The 24,364-nt window shown below is 65.2% G+C and carries 26 protein-coding genes; 16 read left to right on the forward strand and 10 right to left on the reverse strand.

The features are described from left to right. Positions 1–143 precede the first annotated feature (143 nt). A complete protein-coding gene (locus IEY31_RS09065; protein WP_188971107.1) occupies positions 144–2,924 on the forward strand; it encodes a COG1470 family protein in 2,781 nt (926 codons plus the stop codon). Between the two features lie 73 nt (positions 2,925–2,997). Here the strand turns inward: IEY31_RS09065 and IEY31_RS09070 are convergent, their stop codons facing one another. Further along, positions 2,998–3,324 (reverse strand): hypothetical protein, encoded by a 327-nt coding sequence (locus IEY31_RS09070; RefSeq protein ID WP_188971109.1) that lies wholly within the window; start codon positions 3,322–3,324, stop codon positions 2,998–3,000. A 274-nt stretch (positions 3,325–3,598) separates the two neighbouring features. Between IEY31_RS09070 and sdhC the strand changes: the two genes are divergently transcribed. From sdhC to IEY31_RS09090, 4 genes are all read left to right on the forward strand, one after another. Next, positions 3,599–3,955, forward strand: a complete 357-nt coding sequence (sdhC, locus tag IEY31_RS09075; protein WP_188971111.1) for a succinate dehydrogenase, cytochrome b556 subunit — start codon at positions 3,599–3,601, stop codon at positions 3,953–3,955. 1 nt (position 3,956) lies between these two features. Continuing rightward, positions 3,957–4,334: a succinate dehydrogenase hydrophobic membrane anchor subunit gene (locus IEY31_RS09080; protein WP_188971113.1), complete on the forward strand. Its 378-nt coding sequence runs from the start codon at positions 3,957–3,959 to the stop codon at positions 4,332–4,334. Between the two features lie 28 nt (positions 4,335–4,362). Further along, positions 4,363–6,114, forward strand: coding sequence for a succinate dehydrogenase flavoprotein subunit (gene sdhA, locus IEY31_RS09085; RefSeq protein ID WP_188971115.1), 1,752 nt, complete (start codon positions 4,363–4,365; stop codon positions 6,112–6,114). Positions 6,115–6,185: 71 nt separating this feature from the next. Further along, positions 6,186–6,956 (forward strand): succinate dehydrogenase iron-sulfur subunit, encoded by a 771-nt coding sequence (locus IEY31_RS09090; protein ID WP_188971117.1) that lies wholly within the window; start codon positions 6,186–6,188, stop codon positions 6,954–6,956. 28 nt (positions 6,957–6,984) lie between these two features. Here IEY31_RS09090 and IEY31_RS09095 read toward each other — a convergent pair whose 3' ends face one another. From IEY31_RS09095 to hemB, 4 genes are all read right to left on the reverse strand, one after another. Then, entirely contained in the window at positions 6,985–7,299 is a 315-nt protein-coding gene (locus tag IEY31_RS09095) for a hypothetical protein (protein ID WP_229723447.1), read from the reverse strand. Between the two features lie 38 nt (positions 7,300–7,337). Next, complete coding sequence (locus IEY31_RS09100) at positions 7,338–7,847, reverse strand: hypothetical protein (protein ID WP_188971121.1); 510 nt, start codon at positions 7,845–7,847, stop codon at positions 7,338–7,340. A gap of 78 nt (positions 7,848–7,925) precedes the next feature. After that, on the reverse strand, positions 7,926–8,513 hold the full coding sequence (locus tag IEY31_RS09105) for a cyclin-dependent kinase inhibitor 3 family protein (RefSeq protein WP_229723448.1): 588 nt from the start codon (positions 8,511–8,513) through the stop codon (positions 7,926–7,928). Next, positions 8,510–9,586, reverse strand: coding sequence for a porphobilinogen synthase (hemB, locus tag IEY31_RS09110; protein WP_188971123.1), 1,077 nt, complete (start codon positions 9,584–9,586; stop codon positions 8,510–8,512). Before hemB ends, IEY31_RS09105 begins: the two co-directional genes overlap by 4 nt. A gap of 77 nt (positions 9,587–9,663) precedes the next feature. Between hemB and IEY31_RS09115 the strand changes: the two genes are divergently transcribed. Genes IEY31_RS09115 through IEY31_RS09125 form a run of 3 tightly spaced genes read left to right on the forward strand, consistent with a single transcriptional unit; the run spans position 9,664 to position 11,502 of the window. After that, positions 9,664–10,662 (forward strand): heme-dependent oxidative N-demethylase subunit alpha family protein, encoded by a 999-nt coding sequence (locus IEY31_RS09115; RefSeq protein WP_188971125.1) that lies wholly within the window; start codon positions 9,664–9,666, stop codon positions 10,660–10,662. Positions 10,663–10,672: 10 nt separating this feature from the next. Next, positions 10,673–11,107 carry a ribonuclease domain-containing protein gene (locus IEY31_RS09120; RefSeq protein ID WP_308424317.1) on the forward strand — a complete coding sequence of 145 codons (435 nt, stop codon included), beginning with the start codon at positions 10,673–10,675 and terminating at the stop codon, positions 11,105–11,107. Further along, positions 11,107–11,502 carry a barstar family protein gene (locus tag IEY31_RS09125; protein ID WP_308424318.1) on the forward strand — a complete coding sequence of 132 codons (396 nt, stop codon included), beginning with the start codon at positions 11,107–11,109 and terminating at the stop codon, positions 11,500–11,502. The genes IEY31_RS09120 and IEY31_RS09125 overlap by 1 nt, the downstream gene beginning before the upstream one ends. 88 nt (positions 11,503–11,590) lie before the next feature. Here the strand turns inward: IEY31_RS09125 and IEY31_RS09130 are convergent, their stop codons facing one another. Next, positions 11,591–12,760, reverse strand: a complete 1,170-nt coding sequence (locus IEY31_RS09130; RefSeq protein ID WP_188971131.1) for a BMP family ABC transporter substrate-binding protein — start codon at positions 12,758–12,760, stop codon at positions 11,591–11,593. A gap of 337 nt (positions 12,761–13,097) precedes the next feature. On the opposite strand from IEY31_RS09130, the gene msrP reads away from it, so the two are divergent. Both msrP and IEY31_RS09140 read left to right on the forward strand, forming a co-directional pair. Then, positions 13,098–14,090 carry a protein-methionine-sulfoxide reductase catalytic subunit MsrP gene (gene msrP, locus IEY31_RS09135; RefSeq protein ID WP_188971133.1) on the forward strand — a complete coding sequence of 331 codons (993 nt, stop codon included), beginning with the start codon at positions 13,098–13,100 and terminating at the stop codon, positions 14,088–14,090. Positions 14,091–14,092: 2 nt separating this feature from the next. After that, positions 14,093–14,770, forward strand: a complete 678-nt coding sequence (locus IEY31_RS09140; RefSeq protein WP_188971135.1) for a protein-methionine-sulfoxide reductase heme-binding subunit MsrQ — start codon at positions 14,093–14,095, stop codon at positions 14,768–14,770. 92 nt (positions 14,771–14,862) lie between these two features. On the opposite strand, the gene IEY31_RS09145 is transcribed toward IEY31_RS09140, so the two are convergent. The 3 genes from IEY31_RS09145 to IEY31_RS09155 all read right to left on the reverse strand — a co-directional run bounded on the left by IEY31_RS09145 (position 14,863) and on the right by IEY31_RS09155 (position 18,580). Continuing rightward, positions 14,863–15,756 carry an ABC transporter permease gene (locus IEY31_RS09145; RefSeq protein WP_188971137.1) on the reverse strand — a complete coding sequence of 298 codons (894 nt, stop codon included), beginning with the start codon at positions 15,754–15,756 and terminating at the stop codon, positions 14,863–14,865. Positions 15,757–15,846: 90 nt separating this feature from the next. Further along, on the reverse strand, positions 15,847–16,905 hold the full coding sequence (locus tag IEY31_RS09150; protein WP_188971139.1) for an ABC transporter permease: 1,059 nt from the start codon (positions 16,903–16,905) through the stop codon (positions 15,847–15,849). A 109-nt stretch (positions 16,906–17,014) separates the two neighbouring features. Next, positions 17,015–18,580 (reverse strand): ABC transporter ATP-binding protein, encoded by a 1,566-nt coding sequence (locus IEY31_RS09155; protein ID WP_229723449.1) that lies wholly within the window; start codon positions 18,578–18,580, stop codon positions 17,015–17,017. Positions 18,581–18,758: 178 nt separating this feature from the next. Here IEY31_RS09155 and pstS point away from each other — a divergent pair, with 178 nt between their 5' ends. The 6 genes from pstS (at position 18,759) to IEY31_RS09185 (ending at position 23,962) form a co-directional block, all read left to right on the forward strand. Then, entirely contained in the window at positions 18,759–19,781 is a 1,023-nt protein-coding gene (gene pstS / locus IEY31_RS09160) for a phosphate ABC transporter substrate-binding protein PstS (protein ID WP_188971141.1), read from the forward strand. Positions 19,782–19,953: 172 nt separating this feature from the next. Then, positions 19,954–20,964: a phosphate ABC transporter permease subunit PstC gene (pstC, locus tag IEY31_RS09165; protein WP_188971143.1), complete on the forward strand. Its 1,011-nt coding sequence runs from the start codon at positions 19,954–19,956 to the stop codon at positions 20,962–20,964. Continuing rightward, entirely contained in the window at positions 20,964–21,827 is an 864-nt protein-coding gene (pstA, locus tag IEY31_RS09170; RefSeq protein ID WP_188971145.1) for a phosphate ABC transporter permease PstA, read from the forward strand. The genes pstC and pstA overlap by 1 nt, the downstream gene beginning before the upstream one ends. 85 nt (positions 21,828–21,912) lie before the next feature. After that, on the forward strand, positions 21,913–22,671 hold the full coding sequence (gene pstB, locus IEY31_RS09175) for a phosphate ABC transporter ATP-binding protein PstB (RefSeq protein WP_188971147.1): 759 nt from the start codon (positions 21,913–21,915) through the stop codon (positions 22,669–22,671). A gap of 75 nt (positions 22,672–22,746) precedes the next feature. Beyond that, a complete protein-coding gene (locus tag IEY31_RS09180) occupies positions 22,747–23,433 on the forward strand; it encodes a phosphate signaling complex PhoU family protein (RefSeq protein ID WP_229723450.1) in 687 nt (228 codons plus the stop codon). Positions 23,434–23,536: 103 nt separating this feature from the next. Beyond that, entirely contained in the window at positions 23,537–23,962 is a 426-nt protein-coding gene (locus IEY31_RS09185; protein ID WP_188971149.1) for a GNAT family N-acetyltransferase, read from the forward strand. 34 nt (positions 23,963–23,996) lie between these two features. Here the strand turns inward: IEY31_RS09185 and IEY31_RS09190 are convergent, their stop codons facing one another. Then, on the reverse strand, positions 23,997–24,260 hold the full coding sequence (locus IEY31_RS09190; protein WP_188971151.1) for an acylphosphatase: 264 nt from the start codon (positions 24,258–24,260) through the stop codon (positions 23,997–23,999). Between the last annotated feature and the right edge of the window lie 104 nt (positions 24,261–24,364).

A 24,364-nucleotide genomic window follows, 5' to 3' on the forward strand; every position in this document is an offset into this window, starting at 1 on the left:
AACACCACGCAGCCAGACACAACATAAGCCGCACACTCCGTAATCCTAAATGCCGTCTTGTTCATGAAGATGATCACACCCGCCCACAGGTCCGCAAAGTTGCACCCTGGCCGTCCGGCCGCGCATTAGAATTCTGAAGCTTTATGAAGAAACTTCTGATTCCGCCTGCTGTCCTCGGCCTGAGCGCCCTCCTTGCTGCCTGTGGTGGCGGCACCACACCCCCATCTTCCTCCGCCTTTGCCCTGACCGTGAACGTTGCCGGCGTCTCAGGTGCCCCGGTCAAGATCACTAACACCATCAGCAACACCACTCTCTTCGACGGTACTCTGACCGGCAGCAAGACGTTCGGTGATGTCGCCGCCGGCAGTGTGCTGAACGTGCAGGGCGGCGCGGTGAACAGCTACGCCACCCCTGCCGCCCAGAGCGTGACCCTCGACAATAACAAGAGCGTGACGCTGGAGTACAAGGCCGCGGCGCAGGCTGGTGTCGCCGTGAGCAACACCCAGATTTCAGGAAAGATTGGAGGAACGGACCTGCAGATCGACAGCGCCAATCTTCTGAGCCATAGCGATCCATTCTTTGGCGAGGCCGTGGTCAGGAGCAATGTGCTGACCCTGGATCTCGCTCTGCTGGTCCCAGCCCCAGATGACCTGCTGGGCGGCTTCTACTCAACGGGCTGCAGCGGGACCAACACAGATGCCAGCGCCCTCATTCTGGACAGTCTGAGCCTGAATGCCTACAGCCCTCAGGGTGACTTGATTGGAACCATTCGAGAAAAGATCGTCAGTGGCCCAGACGCTGCGCTGCCCAACGCACTGGTGTACCGCCTGTATTCAGACCGTGCCTTCATCTTCAGGGGAGAGTGTCAGTACAACCTCACAGACGGCACGGTCATCACCGAGAAGAATGACATCCAGGCCGTCAAGGGCTGGAACACGCTGGTCTTCGCAGGTGAGGGGCAGAACGTCACGGTTAAGAATGCCGCATCCGGCAACCGTGCCGAGTTGACTTTCACTTCCGCCGCGCCGAGGGTCGCTGTGCGCCTCGACCCGGAAAGTCTGACGTTTTCCGACGAAGACCAGCTTACGGTAAACGCCCGCTTGATCCAGATCGGTAATTATTCCGGCGTTGTGAAACTTTCTACCGACATCGCCGGGCTGAGTGTGGAGCCAGCCACCCTGACGCTAAATCCTCTGCCCAAAATGAGCGGACAGTCGACGGGTGGGCAGTCAGCGCGGCTGAAGATGATGGATCTGCAACCTCAGTTGCTGGCCACCAAACTGACGTTCAAATACACGGGCACAACCAATCTGTCCAATAAACAGTTTGAAGTCCTGGTCAAGGATTCAAATGCCAAGCAGGTGGGGAGCGGCACCGGGAAGATCACAGTGACCCGCGCTGGCATCGCAGTGTTTCTGGGCACTCAGGATCTGGAGTTGCCGCCCAGCAGCAGCCGTGTCCTTCCCGTGATGCTAAATAGTGTTGGAAATTTCAGGGGCAAGGTCACGGTCAGCGTTAGCGGCCTTCCCAGTGGTGTCTCGACCACGCCAGTAGATGTCGATCTCAACGGCTATGGCTCAGCACAGCTGGTCCTGACGAGCAGCGCCGCACTCAAAAGCGGTACATACCCGTTGACGATTACGGCCCAGAGTGGCGCGTCTGTTACCAGGGCGGACTTCAATCTGGTTGTTCCCAGACCTACTGTGTCGGTCAAGCTGGGCAGCACTTCCTTTTACCCATTGCTGCCCCAGGGTGAGACAACGACCGTTGCGGTGGAGTTACAAAGTCAGAACGGCTTTAGCGGATCCACAAGCGTGCAGATTACGGGGTTGCCCATTGGGGTGACGAGTGCGCCAGTGAACGCCAGAATTACCCCAAACACCACCACCACAGTTCAGGTGCCATTGACGGCTACAGTCGATGCGAAACTGGGGAGCTCCAGCGCCCTTGTGAGTTCACCCTATCAGGTTCTGAATCAGTCTACTTACGAGAGAACGCTCAACCTCAACGTGGTTCCAGCACGGGTGGCGCTGGGGCCAAACGTTGGGTTTGCCCTGGCGGCAGGGAGCGAGGGCATCTGGTTCACCTCATCGGTCTACGACACTACGCAAACGAACTACATCCACACGGTCAAGCACATTGTCGCGGGCAAAATCACCGCAAGCCACAATGTCAAGAACAGTGCCTCAAATCTACTTTCAATGTCCGATGGATCTGTTCTTGCCTTTGATACTTCTAGCGCTGACACTTTCCAAATCTCTGATCAGGGCGTCAAAGCCCTGTCCAGCAAGCCCTATGCTTTGGCCAGCGCTCCAACCAACGGCGCCATGGATGGTCAGAACAGAATCTGGTTCATTCAGGAAACACCAGTAGGAATTGGCGGTGTTGAACGTAATCTGGCCTATTGGGATGTAGTCACAGGCTCCATCACAACGATTCGCAGTCCCCACAATTTCAATACAAGTGGGGCCTTCACCCGGAGCAACGACGGACGCATCATCCTCTATACCTCGTACGCACTTCCAAAAGCTCTGAAAATCGATACGAGTACAGGAGCAGTTTCAGAGATTGGTTTGTCAATTGGAGGTGAGCCTGGCAGTGTGTCCTACCGAACCGATGGCCTGGTCTATTTCCTGCGCAATCGACAGCTCAGCCGGATCAATTCTGACGACTCCATTACAACGCTAGACGGTATTGGGATGGTCGAAAGAATTCTGGGATTCGACAGGAAGAATCCAGACATTCTGTGGGCGATCTCAGACAGCTCGGTGCTCAAAGTTAACGTGCTAACGAATGAAGTTATCAAAACTTTCGTAGGCAACTCTGCCGGTGTGCTACTTACTGATGGGGGGGTGGGCCTCATAATTTCGCAATGGGCCTCGACAGGTAGTGGTTATGATCGGTTCCTGAGCATTCTGCGTTAGACAAATTCCAGCTTTGAAGGCCACTGCACAATAGAGCAGTGGCCTTATTGCATTTGGACTGCGTTAAAACTACTCAGTCCAGTTCCATATCGATCATCAGCGGGTTCTCCTTTCCGTCCTTGCCACCGGCACGCACGTCCGGAATCCCGATGGGCGTGGTGCGGTCCATCTCCTGGGCCCCCTGGCCGGGCTTGACCCAGCGGGTGCCGGGGCCAGCCGGCCCTGCGGCGGGGGCCGGGGCCACCGGGTACGCGGCCAGACGGGCGGCCCGCAGAATCGAGTCCAGTTCCGGCGAGCTCAGCAGGCCCTTGTGTTCCAGGGTGCTCAGCAGTCCCAGCACCAGCTTGCGGGTGAATTCGGCCTCCTGTTCGGGGGTCTTGAAAACATTGGCATCGCTCATGCGGTCCAGAGTAGCGCGGGGAGGGCAATGGGAAGACATGCGCCTCCCCCGCGCTGCCCCCAACCCGGTGACAGTTCCGCCTGATCCGCCGGACGCAGTGGGGTGCCGGGTGCGGGGGCGGGTGTTATCCTTGGCAGGTTGAAAATCACCTGAGAGCAACGGTCACGATGGTTACCCACACGGCGAAATACCCGGCCTAGACTACGGGCCGAGAAGAAATCCGGGCTGTGGGTCAGGTTCAAGAGGGGCCTGCGGGCAATCTGGGGAGGAACAGATGTACAAGGGAAGAGAGGGGCAATGGGCATTTCTGCTGCACCGCCTGTCGGGCATAGCGATTCTGGCCTACCTGCTGATTCACGTGTTCAGCATCGGCTCGTTCATCTTCGGCGAGCGGTTCTACATGAGCATCCACGAGATCTACGACATCGCATTCTTCCGCGTCGGACTGGTTTTCATCACAGCGGCTGTGGTGTATCACGCCTTTAACGGGCTACGCATCATCGTGATGGACTTTACCGGGGCGGGCGTGGCCTACCAGCGCCAGATGTGGTACGCCGTGATGGTCCTGACCGTGATCAGCGGTCTGTACGCAGCGTGGACGCTGTGGCCGCGCCTGATCGGAGGCTACTAGCATGATCCGCGCAAGAACGTTTGTCGACGCCAAGACGCAGTCCCACAGCAACGCCGAGCTGAACTGGTGGATCTTCATGCGCATCAGCGGGCTGATCCTGATGTTTCTGGTGCTGGGCCACATCTACATGACCTTTATTCAGGTGTCCGAGTCCGACGCCACCTTCACAGCAGTGGTGGGCAAGCTGGCGAACCCGGCCTGGAAATTCTACGACTGGCTGATTCTGGCGCTGGCACTGATGCACGGCACCAACGGGGCGCGGTACTCCATCGAGGATTACATCCGTAGCCGGCCCAACCGGGCCTGGGTCAAGGGCGTGTTCTACACCGTGGTGGGCATGGTTTTCACCTTCGGCACCATCGGCCTGTTCTCGATTTAATGGCCTCTAGAAAAGGACGGAACTGACCATGCAACATCGTTATGACGTACTGGTAATTGGCGCAGGCGGCGCGGGACTGATGGCCGCCCTATATGCCGCCAAAGGCAATGTGTCGGTGGCGTGTATCTCCAAGCTGTACCCCACCCGCTCGCACACCGGGGCGGCGCAGGGCGGTATCGGCGCCGCGCTGGGCAATGTCGCCGAGGACCACTGGGAATGGCACATGTTCGACACCGTCAAGGGCGGCGACTACCTGGCCGACCAGGACGCTGCCGAGGTGTTCTCCAAGGACATCATCGACGCGGTGTACGAGCTCGAGCACATGGGCCTGCCGTTCTCGCGCACGCCCGACGGCAAGATCGCCCAGCGCAAGTTCGGCGGCCACACCCGCGAGTTCGGCAAGGCGGCCGTAGAGCGCAGCTGCTACGCCAAGGACCGTACCGGCCACATGATCCTTCAGACGCTGTACCAGCAGAACGTCAAGGAAGGCACCATGTTCTTCAACGAGTTCCACGTCACCGACCTGCTCATCGAGGACGGACGCTGCCGGGGCGTGGTGGCCTACGAACTCGCCACCGGCGAGATCCACACCTTCCATGCCAAGGCCGTGATCCTGGCGGCGGGCGGCTACGGACGGATCTTCAAGATCACCAGCAACGCCCTGACGCTGACCGGCGACCTGATGAGCATCTACTACCGCAAGGGCCTGCCGCTCGAGGACATGGAGTTCTACCAGTTCCACCCCACCGGTCTGGCCAAGCTGGGCATTCTGGTCACGGAGGGCATCCGCGGCGAGGGCGGCATTCTGCGCAACGTCGACGGCGAACGCTTTATGGAGCGCTACGCGCCCACCATCAAGGACCTCGCGCCGCGCGACATCGTCTCGCGCAGCATCATTAGCGAGATCCGCGAGGGCCGGGGCGTGGGCCGCGACGGCGACGCCGTCAACATCGACCTGACCCACCTGCCGCGCGAGGTCATCGAAGGCAAACTGGCCGAGATCACCGACCTGGCACGCACCTACCTGGGTATGGATCCGGTCAAGGATCTGGTTCCCGTGCAGCCCACCGCCCACTACGCGATGGGCGGCATTCCCACCGACCTCAATGGGCTGTGTCTGTCCGATGGGAACGGGGGCAGCATTGAGGGTCTGTACGCGGCGGGCGAGCAGGCCTGCGTGTCCCTTCACGGCGCCAACCGCCTGGGCACCAACAGCCTGGGCGATCTGGTGGTCTTTGGCCGCCGTGCCGGTATCTACGCCGCGCAGTACGCTCGCCAGGTGGAATTCCCGGATCTGCCCGACGATCCGCAGCGCGAGACCAAGGACATGTTCGACGGCCTGAAAAATGGCAGCGGCAAGGAAAATCCCGCATTGATCCGCAAGGAGATGCAGGAGTCGATGATGAACAATGTCGGCATCTTCCGCAACGGCCCGGACATGGAAAAGCAGGTCGAGATCCTCAAGGAACTCAAGGCGCGCTATCAGAACGTGAACGTGGGCGACCCCAGCCTGCGCTATAACTCCGAGCTGATCGAGGTCATGGAACTCGGGTTCATGCTGGACTGCGCCGAGGCCATGACCGCCAGCGCCCTGAACCGCACCGAATCGCGCGGGGCGCATGACCGCGCCGACTACAGCACCCGTGACGACGTCAACTGGCTCAAGCACACCATGGCCTACAAGGATCTGGACAATCCCGGCAACGTCCTGATGGGCTACAAGGACGTGGCCCTGAAGGGATTCACCCGCGCCTTCGAGCCGAAAGCCCGCGTGTACTGATCCGCGTGGCAGAGGATGGGCGTCCCAGGCGCCTCATCCTCTCGAACGCCCCCTTTTCGGAAGGATTGCAAATGACCCAAATGCAGCACGAAACCAGCACCGCGCCAGCCGCCGCCAAACAGGCGCTGCCGATGCTTCATGTCAAAGTCAAGATTCTGCGCTTCGATCCCGAAAAGGATCGCAAGGCGCACTGGGAAACCTACGCCATTGAGGCCCAGGCCGGGGACCGCGTCCTGGACGTGATCAACGAGGTCAAGTGGTACCACGACCCCAGCCTGACCTTCCGGCGCTCGTGCATGCACGGCATCTGCGGCAGCGACGCCATGCTGATCAACGGCCGCAACCGGCTGGCCTGCAAGACGTTGGTGCGCGACGTGGCCAAAGATGGCGGCACCATCACCGTCGAACCGATTCGCGGCCTGAAGGTGGAAAAGGACCTGCTGGTGGACATGGAGCCGTTCTTCGACTCCTACAAGGCCATCATGCCGTACTTCATCAACGAGTCGCCGGCCCCCGCCGCCGAACGCATTCAGTCCGAGGAAGAGGCCGAGCGCATGGCCCACTCGAGCAACTGCATCCTGTGCGCGGCCTGCACCACCAGTTGCCCGATCTTCTGGGTCAACGGCTCGTACCTGGGGCCAGCCGCGATTGTCCAGGCGCACCGCTTCATCTTCGACAGCCGCGACGAGGCCACGCACCAGCGCCTGAACATCATGAACCAGAACACCGGCGTGTGGCGCTGCCGGACCGCCTACAACTGCACCGAGGCGTGCCCCCGCGACATCCCGATCACCCAGCTGATCGAGGAAGTCAAGCGCGCGGTGATGTACCAGCAGGCGTAAGACAGAGTGACGGCGAGGGGCGCGGCGGCTACGGCTTGCCGCGCCCCTCCTCTTGCGGTTCGAGCCAGCGCACCCGCTTGCCCTGAGCGCGGGCATATTCAATCTCAGCGCGGGTCCTCTCGCCCACATACCCGCCCACGTTGATGACCAGAATTTCATCGGCCAGATCAATCTTGCGGCGGTGCAGTTCGGCCAGCCCTTCCAATGCGGCCGTCTTCTGAGCCTGATTCAGATACCCCAGGGCCTCCCCATCGCCCTGACGGTGGCTGCCCACGCTCAGCACAATGCGGCCTGCCAGCGTTTCTGCCAGAGAGGCCGCATCGAACCCTTCCAGAAAGCGCACGCTGCCGCACAGGCAGACGATAACCGGGCGGCTTCGGTTCAGAATTGCAGGGCGTACTTCACGCCGTCGTTGCCGGTGCATTCGCCGATGCCGTGTTCGGTCTCGTCCACGGTCAGGGTGCAGGTCAGGGTCAGGGTGGGACCTGCGGCCGTGCGGGCAATCAGGTTGCCGCTGCGAACCGTGGCGGCGCCGGGCCGGGGGGTGTCCAGGCGGGTGCCGACAGCCACTGCGCCGCCCTCACCGAGGGCCACGCCACCTCCCACCGAGAGGCTCAGGCCCAGGCCAGCGGGCAGCAGGCTCCCGGCACTGCCGTTCAGGATGGTGGTGCGCCCGCTGTAGGTCTGGCCGCCGATACGGATGGTGGCGTTGTCCGCGGCGAAGGGATCGCCCAGGCGCGGCTGCAGGGTGCCCCGCCTGAAGCTGACGGTGCCTTCCTGCCCGGTCACGCTGTTGACAATGCGGCCCACCTGCGGGCCGGTGGCAGTGGGGGCACAGGAGGCCAGCACAGCCACACAGGCGGCACTCAGCAGAACAGAGGTGAGGTTCATGGTACCGCCAGTGTAAGCGCCGGGCCTGACGGACCCATGAGGCCCAGCGTCACGGGCACTCACCTTGCAGCTAGATTTTCAGGCCTGGGTTGAGACCGGCAGGGCGTTGGCAAATTCGTGGACGAACTGCTCCTGCTCCCGCGTCTCGATGGCCTTGCGGTCACGGGTCTGGCGGACCAGTTCAATGGCTGTCTCGGCGGCCATGCCTCCCTGGACCAGCAGGCAGGCGGCGGCCAGTCCCGCGCGGCCCAGCCCGCCCCGACAGTGAACCACCACGCCGCGCCCGTCCAGCAGATCGGTCATCAGTTCGTCGATGAAAGCCGCGAAATCGGCGCGTTTGCCCGGGGCATGCTGATCCGGAATGGCGAAGGCCTTGATCTCCAGGTTGCTCAGATCGGCGGCGGCGTGGTAGCCGTCCATGCCCAGCATGTCGAACTCGAAGTCCTCGATCAGCGGGGCCAGCACGTTCACGCCGTCCGCCGCCAGGGTCTGCATGTCGCTGTACACGTCGCGGTCATGCATGACCCCCTTCTGGATCACGCTGCGGCCCTTCTTCCCCGGCGCGAAGGTCAGGCCCAGGCGTCCGGGCCACAGGCCGGTGGGAATCCAGTCCACGCGAATCGGGCTGTCAGGCGTCGGGGCGCTGGTGTGGGAAGTCTGGCTCACGGCCCATTCTCCGGCGCCGCGTCTTGCCCAGCTATGACAGGCATGGGCGTCACGGGCCGCAGGGCATCTTCCTGCACCACGTCCTCGCGCAGCCAGCGGGCAGCGTCCAGCGCGTGGTAGGTGATGATCGCGTCGGCCCCGGCCCGGCGCATGGCGGTCAGGTTTTCCAGCACGGTGCGCCGCTCGTCCATGAAGCCCAACTGCGCGGCGGCCTTGACCAGCGAGTATTCCCCGCTGACGTTGTAGGCCACCAGCGGCAGATCAAAGTGATCGCGCAGCAGCCTCACCACGTCCAGATACGCCAGGGCGGGCTTGACCATCAACGTATCCGCGCCCTGCTCGGCGTCCAGCCGGGCCTCGCGCAGCGCCTCGCGGTGGCCGCCCGCCGGGTCCATCTGGTAGGTGGCACGGTTGCCCACGCTGGGGGTGGACCCCGCCGCGTCCCGGAAGGGACCGTAATACGCGCTGGCGTACTTGACCGCGTAGCTCATGATCGGGATGTCGCTGAAGCCCGCCGCGTCCAGGGCGGCGCGGATGGCCCCCACCTGCCCGTCCATCATGGCGCTGGGCGCGACCACGTCGGCCCCGGCGTGGGCCTGCGACACGGCGGTGAGTGAGAGCAGTTCCAGGCTGCGGTCATTGTCCACCGTCCAGGCTTCGGCCCCGCTCTGGCCCGGCACCTCGCACAGCGGGCCGCAATGGCCGTGATCGGTGTACTCACACAGGCAGGTGTCGGCCATGACCGTGATCTCCGGCACCGCCGCCTTAATGGCCCGGGTGGCCCGCTGGATGATGCCGCCTTCGGCATACGCGCCGCTGCCGTGCGCGTCCTTGTGGTCCGGAATGCCGAAGAGGATAACGCTGGGCACCCCCAGCCGCAGGGCCTCACGCGCCTGTGCAGTCGCGCCATCGATACTGTGTCGGCTGACGCCGGGCATGGACGCGATGGGAGACTCGTCCGGCCGTTCGTGGACGAAGATCGGATAGATGAAGTGCGCCGGGCTGAGGCTGACTTCGCGGGTCAGGGCGCGCAGGGCGGGGGTGCGGCGCAGTCGCCGGGGACGTTCTGGCATGCGTGCAGGCTAACGCGAACGCGTTTCCAGAATTGGAAGGTGAGAAATGGGCGTCCAGCTTTCTGCCACAATTTCCCATGCCCGCGCCCACCGTCTACCGCCCCTTTCTGAACGGCATGTATACCGTTTCGGCCGGACTGTTCCGGCTGGGAGCCGCTTCGACAGGTCAGGCGATTCCCTGGCGCGAGAACGGCGCGCCAGAATCGCACACCTTTGCGCTGGACGACCATTACGAGCGTTTTGTGGTTAGCAAGTGGGCGGCCCACCGCCGGGCGCTGCACGAGTACGCGGGCGAGGCGAACCTGTCGCCGGACCTGCGCGCGGCGGCGCTGAACTTCACGGCCCGCACGCTGGCTGCCGAGAGTGACGGGGCGATGACCTGGGACGGGCAGACCTTCGGCAACCGGCTGCTGGGCTGGGAGGCGCGGCTGGACCCCCGCCACGGCGGACTGACGAGCCTGCGCCGGTTCGACGCGCCGCTGGCCGGGTTGAGATCGGACCTCGAACCGCGGGGCGCCCTGGACTTTCTGGGCCTGAACGCTCCCGAGGATCTGGCGATCATCGCGCGTGAGCCGCAGACCGGGCGTGACTGGCTGGCGGCCACGCATGTGCTGTCGCCGGAGCGCTGGGACCCCCGCGACAAGCTGGGGCGGGACTTCGTGGCGGTGCATGTCCCGGTGGCAGGCAGCGGCCCCATGAACGCCACCGCGCCCCGGCTGGTGGAGGCAGTGATCGGGCGCGGGCCTTTCGTCCGCTTTGCCTGGGGCATTACGGGGGATGGCCGGCTGGACCACCATCCCGCCGCGCCAGGCGGGGAGAGGCTGGCGAGCTTCGATCCGGACCGCACGTTTGTGCGGGTGGAACGCCAGACCCTGACCGGGTTCCCGGCGGCGCACGGCGCCCTGTTCACCATCCGCCCGTACGTGTACCCACTGCATGTGGCGGTTCGGGTGCCTGCACACGCCCAGGCACTGGCGGCAGCGCTGCGGACCATGACGCCGGACCAGCAGATCTACAAGGGTTTGCGGGCCATTTTGCCCGAACTCCTCATCTGGCTGGACCGGCGGGCACCCTAGAGTGGGGGCCGTGAACGTGCGCGCCCTTCTCCTGACTCTCTTACTGGCCGTGTTTCTGGCCGCCTGCGATCTGCCCGCCGGGGACCGGAACACGGCGCAGACGCCGTCTTCGGCCCAGCAAACCCAGACCTCCAGCCATGACCCAGAGAGTGGCCTGCGCTGGATCAGTGCCGGTGAGCTGCCGCGCGAGGGCACGCAGGTTCTGCAGACCATCGAGCGCGGCGGCCCGTTCCGCTACAGCCGCGACGGCGTGACTTTCGGCAACCGCGAGCGCCTGCTGCCCCGGCAGGCAGGGAGTTATTACCGCGAGTACACCGTGCCCACTCCCGGCGAGCGGGACCGCGGCGCGCGGCGCATCGTGTGCGGGGGTCAGCCGGTCACGCGCACAGCCGAGTGCTACTACACCGCCGACCATTACAGCAGTTTCAGGAGGATCCGTCCGTGATGCAAGTGTTTGACCAGGCCCCCGAGGGCATCCAGAAAGCCCCCCACGAGCCGCGCATGCTGGCGGCCGGGTACCAGGTGGCCCTGCGCGAGGTGGACTTCTCGGATGTACACGATAAGGACTCGTTGATGCTGGCGATGCTGCGTGGCCTGGCCCTGACCGACAACTTCGGGCGCAACTGGGACGCCCTGTACGACGTGCTGACCGATCCCGACGCGCGGCCCGACCGGCTGGGGCTGCTGCTGTGCGACTTCAAAAATTTTCGCCACCGTCATCCACACCTGAGCGGTGATCTGGAGCGCGTGATGCTCGACGCTCAGCGCGACGTCACCACCCAGGGCCGTCAGCTGTGGCTGCTCTCGGAAGAGCTGGACAGCGACCCCAACAGCTGGTAAGCGGTCAGAGGTCGCAGGGCAAAGTCACCAGCCAAGAAAAGAAGACGGGGGCCTAATCTCCCCCGTCTCTCCTTTGTGGCCCTGCCGGTTATTTCTTCGGCTCGTCAGCCACCTGACCGGTCACGCCGGGAACCACCCACGACATGTTGTTCAGCTCGGCCACCGTGATGACCTTGCCCGCCGGAATTCTCAGGATGCCGTTGCGGTCCTTGATCGGGCCGGTGAAGGGGTCAAACTTGCCGCCCTTTTCCATCTCGGTCTTCAGGGCCATCACGCGGTCATAGACGCTGACCTGCTTGCCGCCCACGGTCATCATCTTGGCCTTCAACTGCGGGATCCACTTGGGGTTGACCGGCATGCCCGGCTGCGCCCCCAGTTCCACGCTGCCGCCGCGCAGCAGGTTCCAGTAGTCCACCTTGTCCAGGTTGCCGATCTTGTAGGTGCCGTTGTGCACCTTCGTCAGAAAGTCGATGTAGATCTTCTCCCAGTGGACCAGCTGCCCGCTGACCGTGTAGTCGGGGGAGAACTTGTACATCGGCGAGTAATGCGCGAACGAGGGAATCTTGCGTGCCCCTGCCGCCTGCACCACGGTGGCGCTGTCCTCGGTAAAGGCCAGAGCGCCCGCACCCTCGCTCATCAGGGCCTCGGCGGCCTCGCGGGCCTTGTTGGGGTCAAACCACGAGTTGATCCACTTGACGCTCACGGTGGCCTTGGGATTGACCGCGCGTGCGCCCAGCGCAAAGGCGCTGATGTGGCGCTTGAGTTCCGGAACCGGGAAGGCGGCCACGTAGCCCAGCTTGTCGCTCTTGCTGACGGCGGCGGCCATCATGCCGTTCAGGTAGTAGACCTGATAGAAGTCCGCCATGTAGGTGCCCATGTTCGGCGCGCGCTTGAAGCCGCTGGCGTGCATGAACATCACCTTGGGGTACTTCTTGGCCGCCTCCAGCGTCTGGTCCATGAAGCCGAAGGACGTGGTGAAGATCACCTGGCAGTTGTCCTTGACCAGCCGGTCGATCACGGGCGTGGCCTGACCTTCCGGCACGCTTTCCACGTACTTGGTCTCCAGCCAGGGCAACGCCTTTTCCGCCAGCTTGCGGGCCTCGTCGTGGGCGTAGCTCCAGCCGATGTCACCCACCGGGCCGACGTAGATGAAACAGGCTTTGAGCTTGTCGCCCGTCTGGGCCTGGGCGGCGGACGCGCCCACGACACTGATCAGGGCGATGGACAGGGGTAGGGCAGCGAGCAGGACTTTTTTCATGGATGAACCTCCGGTAAAGACCATATGGACAGGCTCGCATTGTGCCTCAATCCTGGCTGCTCTGGGTGAACAGGGCCACGGGGGCGCGTAGAGCCACTTCCTTCTCTGTGCAGACGGCCCTGGAGTGCACGCTCTGGCAGACGCGCTTCGCGGCAGGAGGTTCGGCTGGGTAGGCGCTTGTCCGCCCGTCGCCCCTGCAGAGACGGATGCTCAGGCGGGCTTCTGGCCTGGGGGTCCTTCCCCATTTAGCAAAGCTTGTGACGGTGTGATGAACCGAACTCGCGCAGACTGCGTATAGCTGAACGAGAGGCACAGTTCACCCACTGGAGGCAGACCCATGAGCAACACCCCCGACGACAACGGCGGTCACCCCGACGAACGCCGCATCCTGATTCCCGGCAGCGACCTCAACCCCCGGCGCGAGTTCCTGCGCAGCGCGGCGCTGTTCACCGGCACGGTGGCCGCACTGGGCGGCGGCCTGGAGGTCCTGACCCGCCGTCCCGGCGCAGGCAGCGCCGAGGCCCAGGGCACCGATTTTGCCCGCCCCGCCCGCCCGCTGGGACCGTACGACACCCAGGAAGCGGTCACGTCTTACCAGCAGGCCACGACCTACAACAACTTCTATGAGCTGGGCACCGACAAGGCCGATCCGGCCAGGAACGCGGGCAGCCTCAAGCCGCGCCCGTGGACGGTCAGGATCGACGGCGAGGTGAAAAAGCCGCAGACGGTGGACATTGACACGCTGCAATCATGGTTCCCGCTGGAAGACCGCATCTACCGGATGCGCTGCGTGGAGGGCTGGAGCATGGTCATGCCGTGGCTGGGCTTTCCGCTGGCCGGGCTGATTCGCCGCCTGGAGCCCACAAGTAAAGCAAAATACGTGCAGTTCACGGCGCTGCTGGACCCCAAGCAGTTGCCGGGCCAGAAGGGCAATGTGCTGGACTGGCCGTACGTCGAGGGGCTGCGGCTCGACGAGGCGCTGCACCCGCTGGCTTTCATGGCGGTGGGCCTGCACGGCCGGGTGCTGCCCGGCCAGAACGGCGCGCCCCTGCGGCTGGTCGTGCCGTGGAAGTACGGCTTCAAGGGCATCAAGAGCATTGTGAAGATCACCCTGACCGAAAAGCAGCCGCAGACCACCTGGGCGCGGGCCGCGCCGGGCGAGTACGGCTTCTACGCCAACGTCAACCCCGCGGTGCCGCACCCACGCTGGAGTCAGGCCACCGAGCGCCGGATCGGCGAGCTGGGCCGCCGCAAGACCCTGCCGTTCAACGGCTACGCCGATGAGGTGGCCGGGCTGTATAAGGGCATGGACCTGAGGAAGAACTTCTAAGCATGAGCACCGGAGACGCGCGCCAGAGTGCGGCCACGGCAAAGACGCCTGACCGCCGCTCATCCAGACCGCGCCGGAAGGCGGCGCCTCTTGGGTGGCTGGTGCCGGCGGTGACGGTGGGTGGCCTGCTTCCGGTGGCTGTCCTGATCTGGGACGCCTCCACCGGGGCGCTGGGAGCGAATCCCATCCAGCGCGCCACCCTTCAGACCGGGCTGCTGACGCTGACTCTGCTGGTGGCCTCGCTGGCCTGCACGCCGCTGCGGCTGCTGACCGGGTGGACGTGGCCCGCACGCATCCGCAAGGCGCTGGGGCTGCTGGCCTTCGGCTACGGCGTGCTGCACTTCCTGATCTACCTGTTCGATCACGGCTTCAGCCTGGGCGTGATGTTCGAGGACGTGCTGAACCGGCCCTTCGTGACGGTGGGCTTCACGGCGCTGCTGCTGCTGGTGCCGCTGGCCCTGACGAGCGGCAGAAACGCGGTCAAGAGGCTGGGCTTTCAGAAATGGACCCGACTGCACCGGCTGGTGTACCTGTCGGCGGGGCTGGGCGCCCTGCACTACTTCTGGGGCGTCAAGCAAGACATCGTGCCGCCGCTACTCTACGCCGGGGTGATCGCCGTGCTGTTCGCGCTGCGGCTCGTCCGGCGGGGGCCGACACGCCAGAAAGCCAGTCCCGCCTGAGGTGCGAGCAACAGGCGCGCCGCCTTCTTCCCTTAGGGAGAGGCGGCGCCGGTTTATGGTGGAGCGTGCGGCTCGGTTCAGGGAGGCCCCTGCTAGCGTTCGCCGCGCACGTAGGGCCGTCCCAGCCCGGCAGGCGCGTGGCCCTGCTGGCCCCGCAGCCCGGCCAGGGCCAGGACCACCAGCACCAGCACAAACGGCATGGCGTTGAACACCTCGGTCGGAATGGGGCTGTTGCCTTGCAGGCGGAACTGCAGGTAGTACAGAAAACCGAAGAACAGTGAGCCCAGCACGGCCCGTAGCGGACGCCAGCCCACGAAGATCACCAGCGCCACGGCGATCCAGCCCAGGCCCGCCGTCATATTGTCGGCCCAGGATGCGCGGTAGGACAGCGCCAGAAAGGCCCCGGCTACACCCGATAGCGAGCCACCCGCCAACACCGCCAGCACGCGCACCGCGCCCACGTTGACGCCCAGCACGTCTGCTGCAGCCGGGTTCTCACCCACCGAGCGCAGGGTCAGGCCCGAGCGGGTGGAGTTGAGGTAGAAGGCCAGTGCAGCGGCCAGCAGCAGCGCCGCCACCGTGAACGGATTGATGACGAGGCCGCCCAGGTTCCAGTCGGCCACCTTGTTGAACAGCGGCAGGCCCTCGAATTTCTTGCCCAGCAGACCCGCCGCGCCGGTGCCGATCAGCGCCAGCGCCAGCCCGCTGACGAACTGGTTGGCCCGCAGCGTCACGGTGGCCACCGCGTGCAAGGCCGCCAGCGCCGCGCCCGCCAGCATGGACGCGCCCACCGCCAGCCACAGGTTTGCGTCCGGGCTGCTGGAGGCCACCGCAAAAGCTGCCAGCGCGCCCACCGCCATCATGCCCTCCACCCCCAGGTTCACCACGCCGCCGCGCTCGTTGATGATCGCGCCCAGGCAGGCCAGCAGCAGCGGCGTGCCCACTGACAGCGCGCGGACCAGGGCTTCGACGACGATATTATCCATGTGGAGCCTCCAGGCGGGTGGTTCTCTGGCCTCTTGAGAAGGCGCGGCAGAGTAGGCGGGCGAAGGGAAAGCTGGGCACCGAACCCGCCGTCACGCCCGTACCCCCCAGACCACCCGGTTACGCACAAACACTTCCGAGGCGATCAGGCACAGCAGGATCACGCCGGAAAACACGTCCACCACCCGGAAGGGCATGTTCAGGTCAATCTTGAGCAGGTCTCCCCCGGCCAGGATGATGCCCATCACCGGGGCCGTGATCAGACACAACGCCGGATTGCCGCGCGCCAGCCACGCCACGATGACGGCCGTGAAGCCGTAGCCCAGGCTGATCTGTCCGGCTTCCAGCAGGCGGTGGTGAATCCCGGCAACCTCGCCCGCCCCCGCCAGACCTGCCGCGCCGCCCGTGATCAGGGCCACGGTGGTCATGACCCGCGCCGAGCTGATGCCCGCGTACCGCGCCGCGCCGGGATTCTCGCCCACCACGCGCAGCGCGTAGCCGAAGGTGGAGCGGCCCAGCAGCCATTGCAGGCCCAGCGCCACCACCACGCCCAGCAGCAGCGTGGGCCAGTGCACCTGCGTTCCGGCCACGACCGGCAGGTTGGCCGCCTCTGGAAAGGAATCGGTGTAGATGTAGCCGCGCACGTCCTTGCCCTTCCACGGCCCGGCGATCAGGTACGTGACCAGCGCCACGGCAATGTAATTGAGCATCAGCGTGGAGAGAATCTCGTTGACATTCAGGCGGCGCAGCAGCGCGGCGATCCAGGCCCACAGGCCGCCGCCAACCGCGCCCATGATGAAGACGACGGGCAACAGCAGCGGCCCTGGCAGCGGCACGAACAGCGCCGTTCCCGCCGCAAAGACCGCGCCCAGCAACAGCTGTCCCTCGCCGCCGATGTTGAAGAACTGCGCCCGGAAGGCAATCGCCAGTCCCGCACCGACCAGCAGCAGCGGAATGGTGCGCCGCCCGACCTCGGCCAGCCCGGTGGAATCGCCCAGCGTGCCGCGCAGCATGGTGGAATAGACCTCGGCGGGCGACACGCCGTAGAACACAAACACCAGCGCGCACAGGGCCAGTGCCACCGCCACCGCGGCCAGCGTCACCAGCCCCGCCCTGGCAGCGGAGGGAACGGCAATGGGAACGAACCTCATGCGGGGGCCTCTGAAGGAAAAACACACAGACAGGGCACGCCACAATGGACGGGCGGGCGGAGAAGCTGTGGGGCCAGCGCCTGAATACTAACCGCCAACACGTCCAGCCTCACGCCACCACCCCCTGCTGCGCGCCCGGCACGCTGTGCGGATGCGCCCCGCCCATCAGCAGTCCCAGGGATTCGCGTGTGACCTCTGCGACCGGAAAGGGACCACGCAACTCGCCGCCCACCATCACGCCGATGCGGTCCGAGAGACTGAGCAGCTCGTCCAGGTCCTCGCTGACCAGCAGGACGCCCGCGCCCTCCCCCGTGCGCTCCAGCAGGACGCGGTGCACCTGATCGGTGGCGCCGATGTCCAGGCCGTAGGTGGGGTGGACCGCCAGAATCAGCTTCGGCTGGCCGTGCAGCTCACGGGCCAGGATCAGCTTCTGGATGTTTCCGCCGCTCAGCAGGCGACTGGGCGTGTGGATGCCCGGCGTGGCGACGCTGTACTGCTCCACGTCATGCCGTGCCCGTTCATCCGTGGCCTTCAGATCACGGGCCAGTCCGCGGGCCAGCGGTGGGCGGCCATACCCACGCAGGGCCAGATTGTCGGCCACCGTCATGCTGGGCACCGTGCCGCTGTGAATGCGGTCTTCCGGGATATGCGCCACGCCGCCCAGAAAGCGCTGCGCCGCGCCGCCGCCCAGCGGCTGGCCGTCCAGCGTGACTGTGCCGCGTGCCGGGTGAAGACCGGCCAGTACCTCCACCAGTTCACTCTGGCCGTTTCCGGCAATCCCGGCAATGCCCAGCACCTCGCCGCGCCCCAGCGTGAAGTCCACGCCGCGCAGGGCGGGCAGACCGCGCGAGCCGCTGGCGGTCAGCCCCTGCACCGCCAGCAGCACCCCGCCGCCCGCCGGAGCAGCGCCGCGTTTGCGGGTAAAGTCCACGCCCCGGCCCACCATCAGCTCGGCCAGGCTCTCGCGGGTGGCGCCCGCCGTCGGCACGCCGCCCACCACCCGTCCGCGCCGCAGCACGGTCACGCGGTCCGCCACGTCCAGCACCTCGTCCAGTTTGTGGGAGATGAAGATCAGGCTGCGGCCATCGGCCCTCAGCTCCCGCATCACCCGGAACAGGCCTGCGGCCTCCTGTGGGGTCAGCACGCTGGTGGGCTCGTCCAGAATCAGCACCCGCGCGCCGCCCAGCAGGGCGCGGATGATCTCCACGCGCTGCTTCTCGCCGGGCGACAGGTCCGCCACCCGCGCCGTGGGGTCCACCTCCAGTTCATACTTCTCCGAGAGTTCGCGCACCCGGCCCGCCACGCCACGCGCCGGAAACAGCCCGGACCCTCCGCCCAGCGCCAGATTCTCGGCCACCGAATGCCGCGCCACCAGCAGCGGGTGCTGCGGCACCAGCCCGATGCCCAGCCGCCGCGCCTCCGCCGGGCTGCCGATGCGAACCGCCCTGCCATTCAACTCAACCATGCCCTCGTCGGGCTGGTACAGGCCGTACAGGATCGAGATCAGCGTGCTCTTGCCCGCGCCGTTCTCGCCCAGCAGGGCCAGTACCTCGCCCGCGCCCACAGTGAGGTCCACGCTGTCGTTGGCCACCACGCCCGGAAAACGCTTGGTGATGCCGCGCAGCTCCAGTGCGGGAGGGCCGGGCGGAGGGGCTCCAATTTTGACCTGAGTCACTAGGGCAGTGTGACAGGTTCTTAAGGCTTGATGAGGTTCCGGCACAGCCGCCGGGTCCGAGACCCACACGCTTCAGACCTCCTATCTCAGTCCTGACACGGCGGAGCCCACACCCCGGCTGACATTCCGCTGACCTCTCAGTGACCGGGGGCTGACACAAGCCGCGCAGACTCGGGACATGAAGAAGACTTTCCTCCTGGGCCTGGCTCTTGTGGCAACGACCGCCTCCGCGCAGAGCCTGACTGGTGCGGGCGCCAGCTTTCCATATCCGCTGTACAGCAAGATGTTCGCCGAGTACAAGGCGGCCACTGGCACCAGCGTGAACTACCAGAGCGTCGGCAGCGGCAGCGGCCAGAAGCAGATCATCGAGCGCACCGTGGATTTCGCCGGCTCCGACAACCCCATGAGTGACGAGGCCCTGAAGGATGCGCCGGCCAAGCTGCTGCATATCCCCACCGCCATCGGTGCCGTGGTGCCCTCCTACAATCTGCCCGGCGTGAGCGCACCGCTGAAATTCACCGGCAAGGTGCTGGCCGACATCTACCTGGGCAAGATCAAGCTCTGGAACGACAAGGCGATCGCCACCCTCAACCCTGGCGTGACCATTCCCCCGCTGCCGATCACTGTGGCGCGGCGCAGCGACGGCTCGGGCACCACCTACGTTTTCTCGGACTACCTGAGCAAGGTCAGCAGCGAGTGGAAGAGCAAGGTGGGCACCGGCAACAGCCTGGACTGGCCTGTGGGTACGGGCGCCAAGGGCAACGACGGCGTGGCCGGCATCGTGAAGAGTACCCCCGGCGCGCTGGGGTACGTGGAACTGGTGTACGCCAAGCAGAACAAGCTGAGCTACGGCGCGGTGCAGAACCGGGCGGGCAAGTTCGTGCTAGCCGACAACGGCCCCGCTAGCAAGGCGGCCGAGGGCGTGGTGATTCCCAGTGACACCCGCGTGAGCATCACCAACAGCGCCAACGCCGACGCCTACCCTATTGCCAGCTTCACCTACGTGATCTTCTACCAGGACCAGAAGTACGGCAACCGCACCGAGGTGCAGGCCAAGGAGCTCAAGAAGCTGCTGGGCTGGATGACCACGTCGGGTCAGCAGTACAACGAGCCGCTGGACTACGCCAAGCTGCCGGCCAACGCCGCCAACAAGGCCAAGAGCATCATCAACAGCATGACCTACGGCGGCAAGAAGCTGTAAAGCCGGCCGGCGCAGCAACCGGGGGTGGGCGGGCGGGGAGAACAAAAGTTCCCGCCCGCCCACCTTTTGTGTCAGGAACAACTCCACAGGCCCTGACATCCCCCTGACGCCCTTCTTGTGAACTGCATGTATGTGCCTGACCGGGAGACCCCACCATGATTGAGAGACGGCCATGAGCGGACCCGCCCGCCGCCTGCCCACCCGTGCCGGCATGTCCAGCGGCAGCGACACCGCCTTCCGTTACCTGATTTTGGCGCTGGCCAGCGTGATCGTACTGGTCTTCCTGGTCAGCCTGTACCTGCTGGGCAAGGATAGCTGGCCCGCATTGCAACGCTTCGGGGTGGAATTTTTTACCCAGCGCACCTGGAATCCGGTCACTGGAATCTTCGGGGCCGCCGCCATGATCACCGGAACCCTGGTGACCAGTTTCGCCGCCCTGATCATCAGCGTGCCGCTCGCCATCGCCAGCGCGCTGTTCGTGGCCGAGTACGCGCCGCGCTGGCTGGCCGATCCGGTGGGCTACCTCATCGAACTGCTGGCCGCCATTCCCAGCGTGGTGTACGGCCTGTGGGCGCTGTTCGTGATTGCGCCGGTCCTGGCAAAGTGGCAGATCACCTTCTTCAATCCGGAATACCCCGAAAGGTTGGCTCTGTACACGAAATGTGCGGGCATCTGGGCCCAGGACCAGACCACCCTGCAGTGCTTTTTCGTGCCGTCGTCGGGGGCGGGGCGTGGGCTGGCGCTGGCCGTCATCATCCTGACCGTAATGATTCTGCCGTACACGGCGTCGGTGGCGCGGGACGTGATCCGGCTGGTGCCTGCCGACCAGCGTGAGGCGATGTACGCGCTGGGCGCGACGAAGTGGGAGGTCATCTCGCGGGCCATCCTGCCGTATGCCCGTGCCGGGATCATGGGCGGGGTCATCCTGGCGCTGGGCCGGGCACTGGGTGAGACGCTGGCAGTGGCGATGGTGATCGGTGACAGCCAGGACATCATTAAGAGCATCTGGGGCAACGCCAGCACAATGGCCTCGGTGATCGCCAACCAGTTCGGCGACGCGCAGGAAACCCTGCACCGCTCCAGCGTGATTACCTTGGGTTTCATCCTGTTCTTTGTCAGTGTAGCCGTCAACCTGCTGGCCCGCGTGCTGATTCAGCGGCTGACGCCCCAGGGAGTCAAGTGATGGGCACTACCGCCACCTCCAAGTCACGGGTCACTGCCGGCCTCAGCATCGCGCGAAAGGCGCAGAACGCCGTGATGGGCAGCCTGATCCTGCTGGCCACCCTGCTGGTGGTGGCCCCGCTGATCCTGATCTTCGTGTACCTGATCCGCGAGGGGCTGGGCGCCATCAACCTGGACTTCTTTACCAAGGTGCCGGCCCCAGAGGGCGAGACCGGCGGCGGCCTGCTGAACGCCATCGCAGGCAGCCTGTCCATGCTGGCGATGGCCTCGGTGTTCGGCGTGCTGATCGGGCTGGCCGGGGGCATCTTCCTGGCCGAGTACCCGCGCCACCCGCTGATGCCCACAATCCGTCTGGTCAGCGACGTGCTCTCGGGCATTCCGGCCATCGTGATGGGCCTGGTGGCCTACGGACTGATCGTGCTGAACTTCGGGTTCTCGGGCTTTGCCGGGGCGGTGGCGCTGGGCTTCCTGATGATTCCCATCGTCGTGCGGACCACCGAGGAAGTGCTGAAACTGGTGCCCCAGACGGTGCGCGAGGCTGGGCTGAGCCTGGGCCTGCCGCAGTGGCTGGTCACCCTGCGCATCGTGCTGCCCGCCGCCGCCGGGGGCATCATCACTGGCGTGATGCTGGCGCTGGCGCGGGTGGCCGGCGAGGCGGCCCCGCTGCTGTTCACGGCCTTCGGCAACCCCAACGTCAACCTTGATCCCACCAAGCCCATGAGCGCCCTGCCGCTGGAAATCTACCGGGGGGCCACCAGTGCCTACGACGAGAACCAGCGCATGGCCAAGGCCGGAGCGCTGCTGCTGATCGTCCTGATTTTCGTGACGAGTCTTCTGGCGCGGCGGTTCAGCCGGAAAATCTGAGGGGTTGCAGGAGAGCCCCAAACAGTTTCATGCTCCGTTTTTGCCCCAGACCACTTCTCCCCAGACCACTTCTCAAGGAGCCCGCGTGACCCCCATCCTCAGCGCAAAAAATGTGAACATCTTCTACGGCGACAAGCAGGCGGTGCAGAACGTGAATCTGGACGTGCAGCGCGGCACCGTCAACGCCCTGATCGGCCCCAGTGGCTGTGGCAAGACCACCTTCCTGCGGGCGATCAACCGCATGCATGACCTGACACCGGGCGCGCGGGTCAGCGGCCAGATCGTGCTGGACGGTCAGGACATCTACGCTGCCGGGGTGGACGCCGTCGCCATGCGCCGCCGGGTAGGCATGGTGTTTCAGAAACCCAACCCCTTCCCCACCATGAGTGTGTTTGACAACGTGGTGGCTGGTCTGAAACTGTCAGGCATGCGGAACAAGGACCAGCTGATGGCGGTGGCCGAGCGCAGCCTGAAGGGCGCAGCGCTGTGGGATGAGGTTAAGGACCGGCTGAACACCCCCGCCACGGGCCTTTCGGGCGGGCAGCAGCAGCGGCTGTGCATCGCCCGCGCCCTGGCGGTGGAGCCGGACCTTCTGCTGATGGACGAGCCGACCAGCGCCCTCGATCCCTCCAGCACCGCCCGGATCGAGGAACTGATGACAGACCTCAAGAAGGTCACCACCATCGTCATCGTGACCCACAACATGCACCAGGCGGCGCGGGTCAGCGATACCACCTCGTTCTTTCTGGTGGGCGACCTCGTCGAACACGGCCCCACCGCCCAGGTATTCCAGACGCCGCGCGACGAGCGCACCGAGGCGTACGTGACCGGGCGTTTTGGCTGAGTGCTGCGCCACAGGCCGAAGCCGCTGTCCGGCTCTGCTGACCCCGGCATCACAGGGGCAGGCGATACTGGAGCCATGAGCCGTCTGGCGCAGCACCCTCCCTTCCAGCCCGGTGGCCCGGCCAGTGTGGCGCAGGTCACGGCCCGTTTTCTGCGAATGCTGAGCATTGCCCTGGAGCAGCTGGAGGCCGTGCGGGACGCCGACGCCCGCGCCGAGTTCGCCGGACTGACCGCCCGCGCCAGGGTGCTGGAACAGGAGACCAACGAGTTGGAGCGTGAGATCGAGGACGCCTGCCTCAGCGCCTTTGCCACGCCGCTAAGCCCCGACGAGCTGGCCTTTCATCTGGTGGTGTTCCGCAGCCTGACCAACTTGGAACGGGTGGGCGACTACGCCCTGAAACTGGCCCGCGATCTGGAAACCTTTGCCCCGCGTGCCCGCAGCGCCACCCTGCAGGACGTGCTGCCGCTGGTGCGCCTGCTCTCCGAGATGCTGGAGCGGCTGGCCTACGCCTTTGCCGAGCGCGACGTGGCGGCGGCCCGCGAGGTCATGCGGCTGGACTACGAACAGGTGGACGCCCTGTACGAGCAGATGCAGCGGGCCAGCCTGACCCGCCTGCTGGAGCGTCCCGAGGACACCGACGTGGCCCTGACCGCCAGTCAGATCGCGCGCAATCTGGAGCGGCTGGGAGACCATCTGGTCAACGTGGCCGAGCGACTTGAGGCGCTGGTGCTGGGGCGGGTCACGGGCCACCCACCGCTCTAGCCTGGGCCCATGGCTGAACCTGTGACCGTCCGCCCGGTCACACCTGACGACGCCGCCCTCGTCGTCCCGCTGATTCAGGAGACCATCGGACGCCGAGGGCGTGATGCTGGATTTCTTCACGCGGCCCGGCAACCGCCTGAGTCATCAGAATATTTGGATAGCCGTTCGTGTGGGCGAGGCCCTGGGACTGTTGCTGGGCTACGCGGGGGCCGACTCAGAGGCTCTGGACGAGCCACTGCGGGCGCGTCTGCGCGAGCGCAACCTGCCGGGCGACTTTCTCTCTGAGGGCCACCCCGGCGAGTGGTATGTGGATACCCTGGCGGTCACGCCGGCGGCCCGCGGCCACGGCGTCGGCGCCAGACTGCTGCACGAGGCCGCCGCACACGGGCTGGGCCGCGTGGGCCTGCTGGTGGAATACGGCAACCGCGCCGTCCGGCTGTACCGCTGCGAGGGCTTCGTGGTGCAGGAGAAACGCACGCTGGGCGGCCACACCTACGATCACATGGTCCGCCGCGTCGGGTCAGCCTGACCTGGAGCGGTGCGGCCCAACACGTCTGCGCCAACTAATAAATATGAAAGTCCCGCAATCCCGTTGCCTCGCTGCGCTGGGTCTGGACGTCGCGCACGCGGGCGTGGGGAGGCCCGCGCCGCAGCCAGTGCAGCAGGCGGTCAAGGTCCAGCTCATGGCCCTCGGCGACGACCTCCACGCGGCCATCGGTGAGGTTCTCGGCGTAACCTTGCAGCTTTAGATCTCGGGCATATCTCTGGACGTACAGGCGGTAACCGACCCCCTGAACGTCGCCGATCACCAGGGCAGTCAGACGCATAGGTCTCAGGGTAACGCCCGCAGGAGAAACAGAGGGTGGAAAGCTGACGGTCTGGTGAGGGCCGGGCCTCCCAACTCACGCGTTGACCCTTAGAATGCCCCCCA

Origin of the sequence: Deinococcus aerolatus, assembly GCF_014647055.1 — a bacterium.
GTDB lineage: Bacteria > Deinococcota > Deinococci > Deinococcales > Deinococcaceae > Deinococcus > Deinococcus aerolatus.

Bases quoted from the DNA above. Each gene is read 5' to 3' on its own strand.
- IEY31_RS09065 (WP_188971107.1), top strand. From the start codon at position 144: ATGAAGAAACTTCTGATTCCGCCTGCTGTCCTCGGCCTGAGCGCCCTC.
- IEY31_RS09070 (WP_188971109.1), bottom strand. From the start codon at position 3,324: ATGAGCGATGCCAATGTTTTCAAGACCCCCGAACAGGAGGCCGAATTC.
- sdhC (WP_188971111.1), top strand. From the start codon at position 3,599: ATGTACAAGGGAAGAGAGGGGCAATGGGCATTTCTGCTGCACCGCCTG.
- IEY31_RS09080 (WP_188971113.1), top strand. From the start codon at position 3,957: ATGATCCGCGCAAGAACGTTTGTCGACGCCAAGACGCAGTCCCACAGC.
- sdhA (WP_188971115.1), top strand. From the start codon at position 4,363: ATGCAACATCGTTATGACGTACTGGTAATTGGCGCAGGCGGCGCGGGA.
- IEY31_RS09090 (WP_188971117.1), top strand. From the start codon at position 6,186: ATGACCCAAATGCAGCACGAAACCAGCACCGCGCCAGCCGCCGCCAAA.
- IEY31_RS09100 (WP_188971121.1), bottom strand. From the start codon at position 7,847: ATGAACCTCACCTCTGTTCTGCTGAGTGCCGCCTGTGTGGCTGTGCTG.
- hemB (WP_188971123.1), bottom strand. From the start codon at position 9,586: ATGCCAGAACGTCCCCGGCGACTGCGCCGCACCCCCGCCCTGCGCGCC.
- IEY31_RS09115 (WP_188971125.1), top strand. From the start codon at position 9,664: ATGCCCGCGCCCACCGTCTACCGCCCCTTTCTGAACGGCATGTATACC.
- IEY31_RS09125 (WP_308424318.1), top strand. From the start codon at position 11,107: ATGCAAGTGTTTGACCAGGCCCCCGAGGGCATCCAGAAAGCCCCCCAC.
- IEY31_RS09130 (WP_188971131.1), bottom strand. From the start codon at position 12,760: ATGAAAAAAGTCCTGCTCGCTGCCCTACCCCTGTCCATCGCCCTGATC.
- msrP (WP_188971133.1), top strand. From the start codon at position 13,098: ATGAGCAACACCCCCGACGACAACGGCGGTCACCCCGACGAACGCCGC.
- IEY31_RS09140 (WP_188971135.1), top strand. From the start codon at position 14,093: ATGAGCACCGGAGACGCGCGCCAGAGTGCGGCCACGGCAAAGACGCCT.
- IEY31_RS09145 (WP_188971137.1), bottom strand. From the start codon at position 15,756: ATGGATAATATCGTCGTCGAAGCCCTGGTCCGCGCGCTGTCAGTGGGC.
- IEY31_RS09150 (WP_188971139.1), bottom strand. From the start codon at position 16,905: ATGAGGTTCGTTCCCATTGCCGTTCCCTCCGCTGCCAGGGCGGGGCTG.
- pstS (WP_188971141.1), top strand. From the start codon at position 18,759: ATGAAGAAGACTTTCCTCCTGGGCCTGGCTCTTGTGGCAACGACCGCC.
- pstC (WP_188971143.1), top strand. From the start codon at position 19,954: ATGAGCGGACCCGCCCGCCGCCTGCCCACCCGTGCCGGCATGTCCAGC.
- pstA (WP_188971145.1), top strand. From the start codon at position 20,964: ATGGGCACTACCGCCACCTCCAAGTCACGGGTCACTGCCGGCCTCAGC.
- IEY31_RS09180 (WP_229723450.1), top strand. From the start codon at position 22,747: ATGAGCCGTCTGGCGCAGCACCCTCCCTTCCAGCCCGGTGGCCCGGCC.
- IEY31_RS09185 (WP_188971149.1), top strand. From the start codon at position 23,537: ATGCTGGATTTCTTCACGCGGCCCGGCAACCGCCTGAGTCATCAGAAT.
- IEY31_RS09190 (WP_188971151.1), bottom strand. From the start codon at position 24,260: ATGCGTCTGACTGCCCTGGTGATCGGCGACGTTCAGGGGGTCGGTTAC.